Origin of the sequence: Rhizobium sp. CFBP 13644 (assembly GCF_014842165.1) — a bacterium.
GTDB classification, from domain to species: Bacteria; Pseudomonadota; Alphaproteobacteria; order Rhizobiales; family Rhizobiaceae; genus Agrobacterium; species Agrobacterium tumefaciens_C.
On the sequence record NZ_JACYVF010000002.1, the window covers coordinates 791,608 to 808,573 of the forward strand.

13 protein-coding genes are annotated in these 16,966 nt (G+C 58.6%); 10 read left to right on the top strand and 3 right to left on the bottom strand.

Annotated elements, in window-relative coordinates; translation table 11 throughout:
• Nucleotides 1-86 precede the first annotated feature (86 nt).
• The 7 genes from IFT53_RS08925 (at nucleotide 87) to IFT53_RS08955 (ending at nucleotide 9,156) form a co-directional block, all read left to right on the top strand.
• Complete coding sequence (locus IFT53_RS08925; RefSeq protein ID WP_192063989.1) at nucleotides 87-1,643, top strand: ATP-binding cassette domain-containing protein; 1,557 nt, start codon at nucleotides 87-89, stop codon at nucleotides 1,641-1,643.
• Entirely contained in the window at nucleotides 1,633-2,721 is a 1,089-nt protein-coding gene (locus tag IFT53_RS08930; RefSeq protein ID WP_192063988.1) for an ABC transporter permease, read from the top strand. The genes IFT53_RS08925 and IFT53_RS08930 overlap by 11 nt, the downstream gene beginning before the upstream one ends.
• On the top strand, nucleotides 2,721-3,641 hold the full coding sequence (locus IFT53_RS08935) for an ABC transporter permease (protein WP_192063987.1): 921 nt from the start codon (nucleotides 2,721-2,723) through the stop codon (nucleotides 3,639-3,641). Before IFT53_RS08930 ends, IFT53_RS08935 begins: the two co-directional genes overlap by 1 nt.
• Before the next feature lie 45 nt (nucleotides 3,642-3,686).
• On the top strand, nucleotides 3,687-4,760 hold the full coding sequence (locus IFT53_RS08940) for a BMP family ABC transporter substrate-binding protein (RefSeq protein WP_042619032.1): 1,074 nt from the start codon (nucleotides 3,687-3,689) through the stop codon (nucleotides 4,758-4,760).
• A 239-nt stretch (nucleotides 4,761-4,999) separates the two neighbouring features.
• Entirely contained in the window at nucleotides 5,000-6,358 is a 1,359-nt protein-coding gene (gene glmU / locus IFT53_RS08945) for a bifunctional UDP-N-acetylglucosamine diphosphorylase/glucosamine-1-phosphate N-acetyltransferase GlmU (protein WP_192063986.1), read from the top strand.
• A gap of 112 nt (nucleotides 6,359-6,470) precedes the next feature.
• Nucleotides 6,471-8,297 (top strand): glutamine--fructose-6-phosphate transaminase (isomerizing), encoded by a 1,827-nt coding sequence (gene glmS, locus IFT53_RS08950; RefSeq protein ID WP_192063985.1) that lies wholly within the window; start codon nucleotides 6,471-6,473, stop codon nucleotides 8,295-8,297.
• Nucleotides 8,298-8,469: 172 nt separating this feature from the next.
• Nucleotides 8,470-9,156, top strand: a complete 687-nt coding sequence (locus IFT53_RS08955; RefSeq protein WP_042619035.1) for a DUF502 domain-containing protein — start codon at nucleotides 8,470-8,472, stop codon at nucleotides 9,154-9,156.
• On the opposite strand, the gene IFT53_RS08960 is transcribed toward IFT53_RS08955, so the two are convergent.
• Nucleotides 9,141-9,398: a hypothetical protein gene (locus IFT53_RS08960; protein WP_192063984.1), complete on the bottom strand. Its 258-nt coding sequence runs from the start codon at nucleotides 9,396-9,398 to the stop codon at nucleotides 9,141-9,143. The two genes, IFT53_RS08955 and IFT53_RS08960, sit on opposite strands and share 16 nt — an antisense overlap.
• A 5-nt stretch (nucleotides 9,399-9,403) precedes the next feature.
• Nucleotides 9,404-11,509 (bottom strand): ATP-dependent DNA helicase RecG, encoded by a 2,106-nt coding sequence (gene recG, locus IFT53_RS08965; RefSeq protein WP_192063983.1) that lies wholly within the window; start codon nucleotides 11,507-11,509, stop codon nucleotides 9,404-9,406.
• 170 nt (nucleotides 11,510-11,679) lie between these two features.
• Here recG and IFT53_RS08970 point away from each other — a divergent pair, with 170 nt between their 5' ends.
• From IFT53_RS08970 to IFT53_RS08980, 3 genes are all read left to right on the top strand, one after another.
• Nucleotides 11,680-11,997, top strand: a complete 318-nt coding sequence (locus IFT53_RS08970) for a succinate dehydrogenase assembly factor 2 (RefSeq protein ID WP_192063982.1) — start codon at nucleotides 11,680-11,682, stop codon at nucleotides 11,995-11,997.
• Nucleotides 11,994-15,491 (top strand): transcription-repair coupling factor, encoded by a 3,498-nt coding sequence (gene mfd / locus IFT53_RS08975; RefSeq protein WP_192063981.1) that lies wholly within the window; start codon nucleotides 11,994-11,996, stop codon nucleotides 15,489-15,491. Before IFT53_RS08970 ends, mfd begins: the two co-directional genes overlap by 4 nt.
• A 130-nt stretch (nucleotides 15,492-15,621) precedes the next feature.
• Nucleotides 15,622-15,951 carry a hypothetical protein gene (locus IFT53_RS08980; protein WP_192063980.1) on the top strand — a complete coding sequence of 110 codons (330 nt, stop codon included), beginning with the start codon at nucleotides 15,622-15,624 and terminating at the stop codon, nucleotides 15,949-15,951.
• Between the two features lie 6 nt (nucleotides 15,952-15,957).
• Here the strand turns inward: IFT53_RS08980 and IFT53_RS08985 are convergent, their stop codons facing one another.
• Complete coding sequence (locus IFT53_RS08985; RefSeq protein WP_192063979.1) at nucleotides 15,958-16,914, bottom strand: EamA family transporter; 957 nt, start codon at nucleotides 16,912-16,914, stop codon at nucleotides 15,958-15,960.
• Nucleotides 16,915-16,966 lie beyond the last annotated feature (52 nt).

The window sequence follows — 16,966 nt, forward strand, 5'->3', positions numbered from 1 at the left end:
TTCGTGCATGATGATCGATCCGCTCGTTCAACACTTCGAAGAAAGTGCGGCGGCGGATTGGAAAAGGGGAACAGGTGACGGGATCGGTGACGTCTGAGGCTCTGCTTCTATCCGTTCGCCAGCTGACCAAGCTGTTTGGAACATTCGGCGCTTGCAATGCGATCGATCTGGATATTGCACCCGGTGAAATTCACGCGCTTCTGGGCGAGAATGGCGCTGGCAAATCCACGCTGGTCAAAATGCTGTTCGGTGTGCTGGCGCCATCGGCGGGCGAGATCATCTGGAACGGTGAGGCGGTTCGCATTGGCTCGCCCAGCGAAGCGCGCAAGCTTGGCATCGGCATGGTCTTCCAGCATTTTTCGCTGTTCGAAGCCCTGACGGTTGCCGAGAATATCGCTCTTTCACTCGACCCCAAGATTTCCCTCAAGGAAATCGCACGCGAAGCAGAGGCGCTGTCCAAGGCCTACGGCTTGCCGCTCGATCCTTATGCGCATGTGGCAGATCTCTCGGTGGGCGAGCGCCAGCGCATCGAGATTGTGAGGGCGCTGTTGCAGAACCCGAAACTCATTATTCTAGACGAGCCCACCTCGGTTTTGACGCCGCAGGAAGCGGACCGGCTGTTCGAAACACTGGCGAAACTCAAGGCCGAAGGGCGATCCGTCCTTTATATCAGCCACCGCCTGGAAGAGGTTCAACGCATCTGCGACCGCGCAACCGTTCTGCGCCATGGCGCGGTGACGGGGTCATGTGACCCGCGGGCTGAAACGACAGCATCGCTGGCGCGCATGATGGTGGGTTCGGATGTCGCGGGTATTCAGCGCGATGACGAATGCACCATTGGTGATATGAGCGTGGAAATCAGCGCGCTTTCCGTTCCGGCGCGCACGCCTTTCGCCGTGTCTCTCAAGAACATTTCCATGCAGGTTCGTTCCGGCGAGGTTCTGGCCATTGCCGGTGTAGCCGGTAACGGGCAGGGCGAATTGTTTGACGCCCTTTCCGGCGAATATCCTGTAGAACAGGACAAAACGATTGTTCTGCGCGGCAAGCCTGTCGGGCGTATGGGCATCAATGGCCGCCGCCTGCTCGGTGCCGGTTTCGTGCCTGAAGAGCGCCATGGCCATGCAGCTGTGCCTGCCATGACGCTGTCTGAAAATCTCCTCCTTGCCCGCTATCGCTCCGACGCCAAGGCGTTCCTTGCCGGGGGCTTTCTGAATGTCATCCGCAACGCGACGGTGAAGAACGCCGCCAAGCGGATTTCAGATGCCATGGATGTGCGCAAAAGTGGTGATGATCCGCTTGCTGGATCGCTTTCCGGCGGCAATCTGCAAAAATTCATCGTCGGGCGGGAGCTTGACCGGCAGCCCTCCATCCTCGTCGTCAACCAGCCGACATGGGGTGTTGATGCCGGTGCCGCCCGTAGAATCCGTCAGGCGCTGGTGGATCTCGCCAAGGCTGGCGGTGCAGTCATCGTTATCAGTCAGGATCTGGATGAGATATTTGAAGTTGCCTCCAGCATCGCGGTCATTTCCGATGGTCGCTTGTCGCAAGCCTATCCGGCCAACAGCATGACACGAGAGAAAATCGGCCTGTTGATGGGCGGCATCCATGGCGAACCCACGGAGGCCTCTGCCCATGCGCATTGAGCTTGAAAAACGCACCGGCGTCTCGAATGTTTTTGCCGTTCTATCCCCGCTGCTGGCGCTTGCGCTGACATTGATATCAGGCGCGATCATGTTTGCGCTGCTGGGCAAAAATCCGGTCGATGCGCTCTACAGCTTCTTTATCGATCCGCTGCTGGAAGTCTGGTCGTTGCATGAGCTGGCGATCAAGGCCGCACCCCTCATTCTCATCGCGGTGGGCCTGTCGGTCTGTTACCGCTCCAACACATGGAATATCGGTGCGGAGGGGCAGTTCACCATCGGCGCGATTACCGGCTCTATCCTGCCGGTGCTTTACCCGCAATGGCAGTCGCCCATGATCCTGCCGCTGATGCTGGTCATGGGTGCCGTGGGCGGCGCGCTTTATGCCGGTATTCCCGCATTGCTGAAAACACGCTTCAACACCAACGAAATCCTGACCAGCCTCATGCTGGTCTATGTGGCGCAACTGTTTCTCGATTGGCTGGTGCGCGGCATGTGGCGCGACCCTGCGGGTTATAATTTTCCGCAGAGCACGCCTTTCAATGAAAGCGCCGTGCTGCCGGAAATTCTGGAATCGGGCCGGGCGCATTGGGGCATTGTCTTTGCCATCATCGCCGCCGTCGCGCTGTGGTTCATGATGCGCTTCATGCTCAAGGGATTTCAGGTCACGGTGCTGGGCCAATCACCACGGGCAGGGCGCTTTGCCGGGTTTTCCTCACGCGGCATGGTTTGGTTCTCGCTGCTGGTATCGGGTGGATTGGCGGGATTGGCGGGAATTTCCGAAGTCTCCGGCTCCATCGGCCATTTGCAGCCGTCCATTTCTCCCGGTTACGGTTTCACGGCCATCATCGTTGCATTTCTAGGGCGGCTCAATCCGCTTGGCATCATCGCCTCCGGTTTCGTGCTGGCGCTGACCTATCTCGGTGGCGAAGCCGCGCAGCTTTCCATCGGTATTTCCGATAAGGTCACTCGCGTGTTTCAGGGGCTGATGCTGTTCTTCGTGCTGTCATGCGATACACTCATCATCTACAAAATCCGCGTCAGCTTCGGTCGCGGCACCGGCGCTGAAGGAGCTGCATGATGGATATGTTTCAGGCCATCCTTCTGACGGTCATCACGGCTGCCACCCCTTTGGTGATTGCGGCCCTTGGCGAGTTGGTGACGGAGCGCGCTGGCGTTCTCAACCTTGGTGTCGAGGGCATGATGATCATTGGCGCGGTCTGCGCCTTCGCCGTGGCGCATATGAGCGGCAATCCCTATCTTGGCATCGTCGCTGGCATCGTGTCGGGTGCTGCCTTCTCCTTGCTGTTCGGTTTTTTGACGCTGACGCTGGTCACCAATCAGGTTGCGACGGGCCTTGCCTTGACAATCCTCGGGCTTGGCGTTTCCGGCATGCTGGGAGAAAGCTTCGTCGGCCTTCCGGGCGTGAAGCTGCCACAGATCGTCTTTCCGGTTCTCTCCGATATCCCGGTCATTGGACCGGCGCTGTTCCGGCAGGATCTGATTTTCTACATGTCGATTGCGCTCGTTGTTGGCATTGGCTGGTTCCTTTTCAAAAGCCGCACTGGTCTGAAGCTGCGCGCCATTGGCGATAATCATGGCTCGGCCCATGCGCTGGGCATCAACGTCATCCGCACGCGTTATCTCGCCGTCATGTTCGGCGGCGCATGTGCAGGCCTTGCTGGTGCGCAACTGTCGCTGGTCTATACGCCGCAATGGGTGGAAAACATGTCTGCCGGGCGCGGCTGGATTGCGCTGGCGCTGGTTGTCTTTGCATCCTGGCGGCCGCTGCGCGTGCTGGCGGGCGGTTACCTGTTCGGCGCTGTCACCATCGGCCAGTTGCACGCGCAGGCTTTCGGCATCGGGGTGCCATCCCAGCTTCTTTCGGCAATGCCTTATATTGCGACGATTGTGGTCCTCATCATCATCTCCCATAATCGCCGCACAACGCTCATCAACACGCCGGCTTCGCTGGGCAAATCCTTCGTGCCGGATCGATAACACCACCACCAGAACCAAGATCAAGCCTAACCAACAGGGGTAACAATGAGAAAACTCATCATCGCACTGGCCGCATCTGCCGCCGCAGTTGTCGGTATTGTTCCGTCCGCGCAAGCCGCAGATGCCAAGAAGGTCTGCTTCGTTTACGTCGGCACAAAGACCGATGGCGGCTGGACACAGGCACACGATATTGGTCGTCAGGAACTGCAGAAGCATTTCGGCGACAAGATTGAAACGCCTTTCCTCGAAAGCGTTCCTGAAGGCCCTGATGCCGAGCGCGCAATCGAGCGCATGGCCCGTTCCGGCTGTGAACTGATCTACACGACATCGTTTGGCTTCATGGACGCGACCGTAAAGGTCGCGCAGAAATTCCCGAAGGTGAAGTTCGAACACGCAACCGGCTTCAAGGGTGCAGCAAACCTCGCGACCTACAATTCGCGTTTCTACGAAGGCCGTTACATTCAGGGCCAGATCGCTGCCAAGATGTCCCAGAAGGGTCTTGCCGGTTACATCGCTTCCTTCCCAATTCCTGAAGTTGTGATGGGCATCGACGCCTTCGTTCTGGGCGCGCAGTCGGTCAACCCAGAATTCAAGGTCAAGGTCGTATGGGCCAACACATGGTTTGACCCCGGCAAGGAAGCCGATGCCGCCAAGGCGCTGATCGACCAAGGCGTCGACATTCTGACCCAGCACACAGACACGACTGCACCGATGCAGGTTGCAGCAGAGCGTGGCATCAAGGCTTTCGGTCAGGCATCTGACATGATCAAGGCTGGTCCAAACACGCAGCTTACGGCCATCGTCGATACCTGGGGCGCTTACTACATCAAGCGCACACAGGCCCTTCTCGATGGTACATGGAAGTCCGAATCGGTCTGGGATGGCCTGAAAGACGGCATCCTGACCATGGCTCCTTACACCAACATGCCTGACGACGTGAAGAAAATGGCTGAGGAAACCGAAGCCAAGATCAAGTCCGGCGAGTTGCACCCCTTCACCGGCCCAATCAAGAAGCAGGACGGCTCCGAGTGGCTGAAGGCTGGCGAAAAGGCGGAAGACAAGGTTCTTCTCGGCCTGAACTTCTACGTCGCAGGCGTAGACGACAAGCTGCCGCAATAAGCTGTTTGTTCGCTCTCCATCGTCATGTTCGGGACAAGCCAGAGCGTGACGGTATTGAAGCTTCAATAAAGAAGCCGCGTCTGGAAACAGACGTGGCTTTTTTTCGGCTATTGCTCACGGCAGGTTTCCAACGTTCACGCAATTTCCATGGTTTCTTTATTCTTGAGTGTTTATAGCGGGTGCAAAGGGCCTGCCCAATGATTTGGCGGCCAGATGGATTGATTGAGTCGGAGATTTCAATGGAACGCAGTTGCCTTGCCGTCATTCTCGCCGCTGGTGAAAGCACACGCATGAAGTCGTCCATGTCTAAGGTGCTGCATCCCGTGGCTGGCCGGGCGATGATTGCGCATGTGATGCAGGCTGTGGCTGGTGCCGGTGTGAGTGCGGCAGCACTCGTGGTCGGGCGCGATGCGGAAAAGGTTGCGGAAGCCGCACGCGGTGCTGGCGTTAGCGTCGAGCCCTACCTTCAGAAAGAGCGGCTGGGCACCGGCAACGCGGTTCTGGCCGCGCGGGACGCCATCGAAGCTGGCTACGATGATATTCTGATCGCCTATGGCGATGTGCCGCTCCTCACATTGCAGACATTGAACAAGGCACGTCAGGCGCTGGCGGAGAATGTCGATGTTGTCGTCATCGGTTTCCACACGGATAAGCCAACCGGCTACGGCCGTCTGCTGGTTGAAAACGGCGAGCTTGTCGCCATCCGCGAAGAAAAGGATGCGACCGAGGAAGAGCGCAAGGTTACTTGGTGCAATAGCGGCCTGATGGCGGTCAATGGCCGTCGCGCGCTTGATCTTCTGACCCGCATCGGCAATCAAAATGCCAAGGGCGAATATTATCTCACTGACATTGTCGAGATCGCCCGTTCGCTTGGCGGCAAGGCCATCGCCATCGATGCGCCGGAAAGTGAGTTGACAGGCTGCAACAACCGCGCCGAACTGGCCATCATCGAAAAGCTATGGCAGGAGCGTGCGCGCCACCAGTTCATGATCGATGGCGTGTCGATGATTGCACCGGAAACGGTGTTCCTCTCCTGGGATACCAAGATCGGTCAGGATGCGTTGATTGAGCCCAATGTCGTCATCGGGCCCGGCGTCACAATCGAATCGGGAGCTATCATCCACGCATTTTCCCATCTGGAAGGCGCGCATGTCAGCGGCGGCGCCACTGTCGGCCCCTATGCGCGGCTGCGGCCCGGTGCCAATCTGGCTGCAAATTCCAAGGTCGGAAATTTCTGCGAGGTCAAGAAGGCCGAGATCGGCGAGGGTGCCAAGGTCAATCACCTCACCTATATTGGCGATGCCTTCGTAGGCGCTGGCAGCAATATCGGGGCAGGGACCATCACCTGCAATTATGATGGCATCAATAAGCACGAGACGCGAATCGGCAAGAACGCCTTTGTCGGCTCCAATTCCTCGCTGGTTGCGCCTGTGACCATCGGTGACGATGCCTATGTGGCCTCCGGCAGCGTGATTACGGATGATGTGCCTGCCGATGCGCTGGCCTTTGGCCGGGCGCGTCAGGAGATCAAGGAGGGGCGCGCTGGTGCTCTTCGCGCTCGCGCCCAGGCCATCAAGGACGCCAAGAAAAAGACCTGAATTGCGTCGTCAATATCGTAACGAATAGACATCGAAAGTGACTGCGACCGCGATTGCGGATTTCGCGGAAATCGCTAGGACTTCGGCTAGCGAGAACGTTTTGGAGAAGTGCATGTGCGGCATAGTTGGAATTGTTGGAACGCAACCGGTTGCGGGGCGCCTTGTGGAAGCGCTGAAGCGTCTGGAATATCGGGGTTATGACTCCGCTGGCGTTGCAACAATCCATGAGGGCGCGCTTGCCCGCCGCCGTGCAGAAGGCAAGCTGTTCAATCTTGAAAAGAAGCTGTTCGATGAACCGCTGGCAGGTTTGACCGGCATTGCCCACACCCGCTGGGCCACCCATGGCGTTCCCAACGAAACCAACGCGCATCCGCATTTCGTCGATGGCGTCGCCGTGGTTCATAACGGCATCATCGAGAACTTTTCGGAATTGCGTGACGAGTTGGCGGCGGAAGGCGCTGTCTTCACCACGCAGACGGATACCGAAGTCGTGGCGCAGCTGCTGGCGAAGTTCACCCGCGATGGCTTGGATCACCGCGCGGCCATGCTGGCCATGCTCAACCGCGTGACTGGTGCCTATGCGCTGGGCGTGATCTTTCAGGATGACCCCGACACCCTGCTGTCGGCCCGTTCCGGCCCGCCGCTCGCCATCGGTTACGGGCGCGGCGAAATGTTCTTAGGCTCAGACGCCATCGCGCTTTCGCCGTTTACCAATGAAATCACCTATCTGGTGGATGGCGATTGCGCCATTCTGAACCGCGATGGCGTTGAGATCATCGATTTTTCCGGCAAGCCGGTGCAACGTCCGCGCCAGATTTCGCAGGCCACCGCCTATGTCGTGGATAAGGGCAACCACCGCCACTTCATGGAAAAGGAAATCTACGAGCAACCGGAGGTCATCTCCCACGCGCTCAGCCACTACGTAGATTTCGCTGAAAAGCGCGTGAAGCCAGCCGATCCCGCCATTGATTTCGGGAAGCTCACGGGCCTTGCGATTTCCGCCTGCGGCACGGCTTACCTCTCTGGCCTCATCGGCAAATACTGGTTCGAGCGTTATGCGCGCTTGCCCGTTGAAATCGATGTCGCATCCGAATTCCGCTACCGGGAAATGCCGCTGCTGCCCACGCAGGCGGCCCTGTTCATTTCGCAGTCTGGTGAAACGGCAGATACGCTTGCTTCGCTGCGCTATTGCCAGGAAAACGGTCTGAAGATCGGCACCGTGGTCAATGTGCGCGAATCGACCATGGCGCGTGAGTCCGATGCGGTGTTTCCGATTCTGGCCGGCCCTGAAATCGGCGTGGCCTCCACCAAGGCCTTCACCTGCCAGCTTGCTGTTCTCGCATCGCTTGCCATTTCGGCAGGGAAGGCTCGCGGCACTCTGGATGCCGCGCAGGAAACCGAACTTGTCCGTCACCTGATCGAAATGCCGCGAGTGATGAGCGAAGTCTTGAACGCCATCCAGCCGCAGATCGAAACCCTGTCGCGAGATCTCTCGCGTTTCAAGGATGTGCTCTATCTCGGTCGTGGCACCAGCTATCCGCTGGCGCTGGAAGGCGCGCTGAAGCTCAAGGAAATCTCTTATATTCACGCCGAAGGTTATGCCGCTGGCGAGCTGAAGCATGGGCCTATCGCGCTGATCGATGAGAACATGCCTGTCATCGTTATCGCTCCGCATGACCGGTTCTTTGAAAAGACTGTCTCCAACATGCAGGAAGTCGCAGCACGCGGCGGGAAGATCATTTTCATCACCGATGAGACGGGCGCTGCCGCCTCCAAGCTCGAAACCATGGCGACGATCGTTCTGCCAAACGTCGATGAAATCATCGCACCGATGGTCTTCTCGCTGCCCATCCAGCTCTTGGCCTATCACACCGCCGTCTTCATGGGGACGGACGTTGACCAGCCGCGCAATCTGGCGAAGTCGGTGACAGTGGAGTAATCGGCATCAAGGGGACGCCGTCGGCTCGGCTGGCGTCTCCCTAACAAAGAATTCACAATCCTTTGCTTGCAGCAGGGAACAGCCTCCGGCATGATCCGTTATCATTATGGTCGGAGCGTTTCCATGGAAACGCTCTAGCTTGGTGATGCCGAATAACAGCCCTGCGGATTGTATGACAGATCACCCCCTCAAAGTTTCGTTTGCGACGCGGTTGCGCAACAATTTTCTGACTGGCATCCTCATTCTTGCGCCGGTCACGATTACCATGTGGCTCGTGTGGACGTTCCTGCAATGGGTGGATAGTTGGGTCAAACCCTATATTCCGGCGCGCTACGACCCGGAGCAATACTTCGATGTCGCCATTCCCGGTTTCGGCCTTCTGGTGGCCGTCATCGGCATCACGCTCATCGGCTTTCTCGGCAACAATCTCATCGGAAAATGGATCGTCGGCGTAGGCGAGTCGATCCTCAACCACATGCCCTTTGTCCGGCCCATCTACAAAAGCATCAAGCAGCTGTTCGAATCGGTTTTGAAGGAGCATTCCAGTTCGTTCAAGAAAGTCGGCCTGATCGAGTTTCCGTCGCCCGGCACATGGGCCATGGTGTTCGTCGCATCGGATGCGACAGGCGAAATGGCGCACCGCTTCAACGAGATGGGGCAGGAAATGGTCGCGGTCTTTCTGCCGCCAACGCCGGTTCCGACAGCGGGCTTCCTGCTGTTCGTGCCGAAAGACAAGATCATCATGCTGGATATGTCGCCGGAAGATGGCGCGAAGCTGCTGATTTCTGGCGGTCTGGTCGCTCCGGATTTCATTGCCAAGACGGCTGACCAGCCCGTCGTGGATCAATCGTCGTCGTAAACTTCGCTAGACGTCGCGGTCGAGTGAAAGACCGGCACGAAGACGCGCATATAAACGAATTTCACGCTCCAGCCTTCCTCCAAGGCCTTTGCCCATGCTTTCTTGCGCCCGGGTTTCTTGAAGCTTTTGGCTACGGCTTTCTTCTCGGTCTTTGCGAAAGTTTCCGGCTGAATAAGATTGGCCGGAGAGCAAAGCGCGTAGCCCTTTGAAAAGGCTGGCGGCGGAAGGGGCATGTCATTCATGGCGGTCAGCCTGCATGGAGGAAACGGATCGCTTCGTCGCGGCGATGGAGATAGAGCAGCGTTCTCAAATTGCGGCCACGGTCGCTCATCAGTTCCGCGTCGCGTTCTATGATGTAGGCGGCATCCTTGCGGGCAATCTCCAGCAGGTCGGCATGTGCCTCAAGACTGGCGATGCGGAAACCGGGTGTTCCAGATTGGCGGGTGCCCAGAAGCTCACCTTCACCACGCAGCTTCAGATCCTCTTCGGCAATCAGAAAGCCATCCTCACTGTCGCGCAGAATGGAAAGTCGCGCTTTGCCCGTTTCGCTGAGAGGCCCCTTATAGAGCAGGATGCAGGTGGAAGCTTCATCGCCACGCCCCACCCGGCCGCGCAACTGGTGAAGCTGGGCAAGGCCGAAATTCTCGGCGTGCTCGATGACCATGATCGTGGCATCCGGCACATCTACGCCCACTTCCACCACTGTCGTTGCCACCAGCAGGCGGGTTTCACCGCTCTTGAAGGCAAGCATGGCCGCGTCTTTTTCCGGCCCGGTCATACGGCCATGGATGAGGCCTATGTCTGCGCCCAGTGACTTCGAGAGGACGGCGTGACGTTCTTCCGCTGACATGAGATCGGATTCCTCCGATTCCTCCACCAGCGGGCAGATCCAATAGGCTTTCTTGCCGTCGGCAAGCGCGCTTTTCAGCCGCGCAACAATATCGCCGATGCGCTCGGTGGAAATCGTCACGGTCTGGATGGGTTTGCGGCCAGCCGGTTTTTCCGTCAGCTTGGAAACATCCATGTCTCCGAACGCAGCGAGAACCAGCGTGCGGGGAATGGGTGTCGCTGTCATGACCAGCATGTGCGGCGAGATGCCCTTGGCGGTCAGTCGCAGGCGCTGGTGCACGCCGAAGCGGTGCTGCTCATCCACCACCGCCAGCACGAGGCTCTTATAGGTCACGCTATCCTGAAACAGCGCATGGGTGCCGATCACGATCTGGGCCTCACCGGAGGCAATCTTTTCTTCTATTTCCCGGCGCTCTTTGCCCTTCGTGCGCCCTGTCAGCACCACGCAGGAAATGCCAGCGGTGGCGGCAAATTTCGAGATGGTCGCAAAGTGCTGGCGGGCGAGAATTTCGGTCGGTGCCATCAGCACTGCCTGTCCGCCAGCTTCCACGGCTGTGGCCATGGCCATCAGCGCAACCAGCGTCTTGCCCGCGCCGACATCACCTTGCAACAGCCGCAACATGCGGTCTTCGCCCGCCATGTCGGTCAGAATGTCCTTCACCGCTGCGCTCTGGCTTGCTGTCAGCGAAAATGGCAGATTGGCCAGAATCTTGGCAGCAAATTCTCCCTTGGCACGAATGGGCTGGCCGGTAACCTTACGAAGCCTTTGGCGCACCAGCGCGAGCGATAGCTGACCGGCCAGAAACTCGTCATAGGCAAGCCTTCGCCGCGCGGGCGCTTGCGGGTCGATGTCGGTTTCATCGCGGGGGTCGTGCAGATCGCGAAAGGCGGTTGCCACATCTGGAAAGCTCTCACGCTTCGCCAGCGCCTCGTCGATCCATTCTGGAAAGACCGGCATTTTGGAAAGTGCGCCATCGATGGCCCGTCTCAGAACCTTGGGCGAAAGCCCCGCCGTTAGCGGATAGACCGGCTCGACCAAAGGCAGGTTTTCGGCCTCGGAAACCTTCACCATGAAATCCGGGTGCACCATCGAGGCGCGGCCGTTGAACCAGTCGATCTTGCCGCTGACCATCACCTCTTCATCCACAGGCAGAGCCTTGGAGAGCCAGTCTCCCTTTGCGCGGAAAAAGGTCAGCGCCAGCTCACCGGTCTCGTCATGCAGAAACACGCGGTAGGGCGCTGCACGGTTGCCCGGTGGTGCTGGCTGGTGGCGGTCTATGCGGCCTTGAATGGTTACGATTCCGCCCTGGGGCGCGTGAGCAATGCCGGGGCGGTTGCGCCGGTCTATGATGTTGTAGGGCGCGTGGAAGATGAGGTCGATGACCCGGCTTTCCAAAGCGTTTTCCCGACCCAGAAGCTTAGCCAGCAAATCGGCAAGTTTCGGCCCTACGCCTGCAAGCGTGGCGACAGTAGCAAACAGCGGATCAAGGAGGGCGGGGCGCATGGCGAGCAAAATCATGGAAGGGCGGGCGCAATGCAAGGGCGACTTGCGGATAAACTCAGTTTATCACCGGCAGTTTTGCGAGGTCCGGCAATATTTTCCTAAAAAACCGGTTCCCAACCGTTCCTGTCCTGTTCTATAGGAAAGGCCACGTCAACAAACGGGTGAATGCCATGACAGGACTGGTGCGCACAAGCGCTGACCTCGATCCGAGGCGCAGGCGAATTCTTTATCGGTGCTGGCACCGCGGCATCAGGGAAATGGATCTGGTTCTCGGCCAGTTCGCGGAAGAAAACATCTCCGATCTTTCCGAAGAGCAGCTGGACGAGCTGGAAATCATCATGGATGAGGAAGATCAGGACCTCGTGCAGTTCGTGACGGGGGCACAAGCCATTCCGGAGAAGTTCCAGACGCCTCTGTTCATGAAAATCATTTCCTACCGCCCGGATTTTGATCTGGTCACCGCCCAGAACGGAAATAGCGCTCAATGATAGCTGGATTCGATGTCAGGCTGGTGGCATCGGCCAACACGCCGTTGACCATTGGTAATGTGCCTTCTGGCACGGAAGCCTTTCTGCTGGCCGATATGGCCCGCCAAGGCACGCCCGTGGCCTATGTTCTCTCCGACGGCCAGCGCGTGGCCGATCTGGAGCAGATGCTTGGCTTCATTGCGCCTGATATCCCCGTTCTGTCATTGCCCGCCTGGGATTGCCTGCCCTATGACCGCGTTTCGCCGAGTGCGCATGTGTCAGCGCGCCGTCTGGCCACGCTGTCGGGCCTGATTCACCACCAGAAGAAGCCCCACCCGGCCATCGTCCTCGTCACCGTCAATGCCATGTTGCAGAAGATGGCGCCTCGGGATGTGATCGAAAGCTTGGCTTTCTCGGCCAAGCCCGGCAACCAGATCCGCATGGAAGAGATTGCCGCGCGGCTGGAGCGCAATGGTTTCGACCGTGTGGCAACGGTGCGCGAAGTGGGCGAATTCGCCGTGCGTGGCGGCATTCTCGATGTTTTCGTGCCCGGCACGGAAGAGCCGGTGCGGCTGGATTTCTTCGGCGATACGCTGGAAAGCATCCGTAGTTTCGATCCCGCCAGCCAGCGGACCATCGGACAGGCCCGCTCGCTTGACCTCAACCCCATGAGCGAAGTGACGCTGACGCCGGATACGATCGGTCGTTTCCGCAAGAACTACCTGACCATGTTTGGCGCCGCCACCCGGGATGACGCGCTCTATCAGGCCGTTTCCGAAGGCCGCCGTTACGCTGGCATGGAACATTGGCTGCCACTGTTTTACGAAGAGCTGGAAACGGCGTTCGACTATCTCAAGGGCTTCCGCATCGTCACCGACCACACAGCCCGTGAGGCCGCTGTCGAGCGTGCCAAGCTGGTGAATGATTATTATGATGCACGCCAGACGTCGGGCGAGAAAAAGGGCTCCACGCAGGGTGCACCCTATAAGCCGGTCGCGCCAAGCCAGATCTATCTTGGGGCGAGAAGCTTTGAAACGGCACTCGATGCCGTCAATGCCGTTCGCCTGACGCCGTTTAACGAGCAAGACACGAAAGACAAGCCGGTTGCCTTGCTGGATGCCCATGTCGGGCCGCGCTGGGCAAAGTCGCAGACGGAGAGCGAAAGCGAAGACCGCGTCAACGTTTTCACCCTTGCCGTCAAACATATTGCCGAGCGCCGCTCCAAGGGCTGGAAGGTTCTGATAACCGGCTGGTCGGAAGGTTCGCTGGACCGCATGTTGCAGGTGCTGAACGAGCACGGTCTTGAAAACATCAAGACGGTGCAGTCGTTCAAAGAGGTCGATAAGCTCGGCAAGGGCGAGGCCGCTGCTGCGGTCTTAAGCCTTGAGGCGGGTTTCGAAACCGGCAATCTGGCCGTGATCGGCGAGCAGGATATTCTGGGCGACCGCATGGTGCGGCGCTCCAAGCGTCGCAAACGCGGAGCCGATTTCATCTCGGAAGTCGCCGGACTGGACGAGGGTTCGCTCGTCGTTCACGCCGAACACGGCATTGGCCGCTTTGTCGGTCTGCGCACCATCGAGGCGGCGGGTTCACCGCGTGATTGCCTTGAACTGCATTATGCCGATGAGGCCAAGCTTTTCCTGCCGGTCGAAAACATCGATCTTCTCTCGCGTTACGGGTCTGATTCGGCGGAAGCCAGCCTCGACAAGCTGGGTGGCGGCGCATGGCAAATGCGCAAGGCCAAGCTCAAGAAGCGCCTGCTGGATATGGCGGGCGATCTCATCCGCATTGCCGCAGCCCGCATGGTACGCCACGCACCAGTGCTGGCAGCGCCGGATGGTCTCTATGACGAATTCGCGGCCCGTTTCCCCTATGATGAAACGGAAGACCAGCTCAACGCCATCGAATCGGTTCGTGAAGACCTAGGCGCCGGTCGCCCGATGGATCGCCTGATCTGCGGCGATGTCGGCTTCGGCAAGACGGAAGTGGCGCTTCGTGCCGCCTTCCTGGCTGCCATGAATGGCGTGCAGGTTGCCGTCGTCGTGCCAACCACGCTTCTGGCGCGCCAGCATTTTCGCACCTTTACGGAGCGTTTCCGCGGGCTTCCCATTCGCATCCAGCAGGCATCGCGCCTTGTCGGGACGAAGGAACTGACGCTGACGAAGAAGGAAGTGGCTGAGGGCAAGACGGATATCGTTGTTGGCACCCACGCGCTTTTGGGCGCTGGCATCAACTTCGCCAATCTCGGCCTTCTCATCATCGATGAGGAGCAGCATTTCGGCGTGAAGCACAAGGAACGGCTGAAAGAGCTGAAAAGCGATGTGCATGTGCTGACGCTTTCGGCCACGCCCATTCCGCGCACGCTGCAACTGGCCATGACCGGCGTGCGTGAACTGTCGCTGATCACCACGGCACCCGTGGACCGCATGGCGGTGCGCACCTTCATCTCGCCATTCGATGCGCTTGTCATCCGCGAAACCCTGATGCGCGAGCATTACCGTGGCGGCCAGAGCTTCTATGTCTGCCCGCGTCTCGCAGACTTGGCTGATATGCACGCCTTCCTGCAATCTGACGTGCCGGAGCTGAAGGTTGCCGTTGCCCATGGGCAGATGGGGGCGGGCGAGCTGGAAGACATCATGAATGCCTTCTATGACGGCAAATATGATGTGCTTCTGTCCACCACCATTGTCGAGTCTGGCCTTGATGTGCCGACAGCCAATACGCTGATCGTGCATCGTGCGGATATGTTCGGCCTTGCGCAGCTTTACCAGCTTCGCGGCCGCGTGGGACGTTCCAAGGTCCGCGCCTTTGCCCTGTTCACCCTGCCAGTCAACAAGGTGTTGACGACCATGGCGGAGCGTCGGCTCAAGGTTCTGCAATCGCTGGATACGCTCGGCGCAGGCTTCCAGCTTGCCAGCCACGATCTGGATATTCGCGGCGCGGGCAATCTGCTCGGCGAAGAACAGTCCGGCCACATCAAGGAAGTCGGTTTCGAGCTTTACCAGCAGATGCTGGAAGAGGCCGTGGCCGAGGTGAAGGGTGAGGACGAGGTTCTCGATACCGGCTGGTCGCCGCAAATCTCGGTTGGCACATCTGTCATGATCCCGGAAGCCTACGTGCCGGATCTGCATTTGCGCATGGGTCTCTACCGCCGCTTGGGCGAGTTGACCGACCTCAACGAAATCGATGGCTTCGGTGCCGAGATGATCGACCGCTTCGGCCCTCTGCCGAAGGAAGTGCAGCACCTGCTCAAGATCGTCTACGTCAAGTCGCTCTGCCGCACGGCTAATGTCGAAAAGCTCGATGCGGGTCCAAAGGGCGTCGTTGTGCAGTTCCGCAACAAGCAATTCCCGAACCCCGCAGCGCTTGTCGGTTATATCGCCAAGCAGGGCTCCATGGCCAAGATCAGGCCAGACCACAGCGTGTTCCTGACCCGCGATCTGCCAACGCCAGAAAAGCGTCTGTCCGGCGCAGCCATGGTCATGACGCAACTGGCGGAATTGGCAAAAACCTGACCCAAATTAAATCGCCGTTCCTTACGGCGATTTAATCAAACGGACATGAAGCGGTATGGTCTGGAGGCATAGTCTCAGCTCATCGGCACGGCATTCTTCGCCACACGCCGTCAGATGAAGGAGCAAGACTATGTTGACCACCATGAACAGGTTTGTCACCGCTGGTCTGGTTGCCTTGACAATTGCGGGCACCACAATTGCCACCGCCAGCCAGGCAGAAGCACATAATAATTTCGGACGCGGATTGCTCGCCGGTATCGCCGGCACGGTTGTCGGGGGTGCGTTGATCAACAGCGCATCGCACAATTATAATAGTGGTCCGGTCTATGCCGCCACTCCGGTCTACAGCCAGCCTGTCTATGGCCCACCGGTCGTCTATCAGCCCGTTTACCCCCGCTGCCATGTTGCATGGAGACAGGATGGCTACGGCGATATGGACCGAGCCAGGGTGTGTGACTGATCAGGATCAGTTCGCGTGTGATTGATCTTCAGGACTGTCATCGTCGGGCGTCATTGCGACATTCACATTCTGATCTGCCGCCGCAACGGATGTGGGCAGGGGCACGTGCCTCTGCCGCTCACGGATCAGCGTAATCAGTCCTGAGCCGATGATAAGCGCAATGCCCACCAGCATCCAGCCATCCACATGGTCACCGAAAATCAAATAGCCGAACAGGATTGCCCACAGCATCTGGCTATATTGCGTCGGCCCGATCATGGCGGCAGGCGCATATTGGGCGGCATACATCACGAGCACATTGGCGAGAGCGCCGAGAAGGCCATAACCGGCCAGATACATCCATTGCTCGGCATTGGGCGGTGTGAAGGTCGATATCATCGCGATGCCGCAAATCACCAACGTGCCGATCAGCCCCGCCCCATAGAGCGAGATGTTCTTTTCCGATGGCCCCATAGCGCGGAGAACGACGATGGAAATCGCCCCGCAGAGACCAGCAATGATCGCCGCGATATGCCCGGTCGAAAGCTCGCGGAAACCGGGCCTTAAAATAACCAGCACCCCGGCAAAGCCGATGATGACGGCTGACCAGCGTTTGAACCCGACCTGTTCTTTGAGGAACAGCACGGACATGATGGTCACGAAGGCTGGCAGCAGGAAGATGAGCGCAAAGGCTTCCGCCATCGACAGATGGGTGAAGGCCGTGACCGAGGTTATGGCGCCCACGCCTGATGACAGAAACCGCAACAGCCACAAGGGGCGGTTGGTGGTGCGCACAATATCGCGCCAGTCGTCATTTCTCTTGCGGATGAAGGGCAGGGCGCAGAGCCCGAACAATGCGCCGAAGAAGGCGGACTGAATGGGCGATAATTGCCCTTCGATGAGCTTCACGCTCGCATCGCTCCAGGCGTAGGCCGCAAAGGCTGCAAATGCGAGCAGAATGCCCTTCAGCGTGTTATCGGACACGGAGACACCAGAAAAAGGGAGGGGCCGGGAATCGCGAGCGAGGCGCTGACGA

Excerpts from the sequence above, each read along its gene's own strand:
- IFT53_RS08930 (WP_192063988.1), top strand. The coding sequence starts at position 1,633 with ATGCGCATTGAGCTTGAAAAACGCACCGGCGTCTCGAATGTTTTTGCC.
- IFT53_RS08935 (WP_192063987.1), top strand. The coding sequence starts at position 2,721 with ATGGATATGTTTCAGGCCATCCTTCTGACGGTCATCACGGCTGCCACC.
- IFT53_RS08940 (WP_042619032.1), top strand. The coding sequence starts at position 3,687 with ATGAGAAAACTCATCATCGCACTGGCCGCATCTGCCGCCGCAGTTGTC.
- glmU (WP_192063986.1), top strand. The coding sequence starts at position 5,000 with ATGGAACGCAGTTGCCTTGCCGTCATTCTCGCCGCTGGTGAAAGCACA.
- glmS (WP_192063985.1), top strand. The coding sequence starts at position 6,471 with ATGTGCGGCATAGTTGGAATTGTTGGAACGCAACCGGTTGCGGGGCGC.
- IFT53_RS08955 (WP_042619035.1), top strand. The coding sequence starts at position 8,470 with ATGACAGATCACCCCCTCAAAGTTTCGTTTGCGACGCGGTTGCGCAAC.
- IFT53_RS08960 (WP_192063984.1), bottom strand. The coding sequence starts at position 9,398 with ATGAATGACATGCCCCTTCCGCCGCCAGCCTTTTCAAAGGGCTACGCG.
- recG (WP_192063983.1), bottom strand. The coding sequence starts at position 11,509 with ATGCGCCCCGCCCTCCTTGATCCGCTGTTTGCTACTGTCGCCACGCTT.
- IFT53_RS08970 (WP_192063982.1), top strand. The coding sequence starts at position 11,680 with ATGACAGGACTGGTGCGCACAAGCGCTGACCTCGATCCGAGGCGCAGG.
- mfd (WP_192063981.1), top strand. The coding sequence starts at position 11,994 with ATGATAGCTGGATTCGATGTCAGGCTGGTGGCATCGGCCAACACGCCG.
- IFT53_RS08980 (WP_192063980.1), top strand. The coding sequence starts at position 15,622 with ATGTTGACCACCATGAACAGGTTTGTCACCGCTGGTCTGGTTGCCTTG.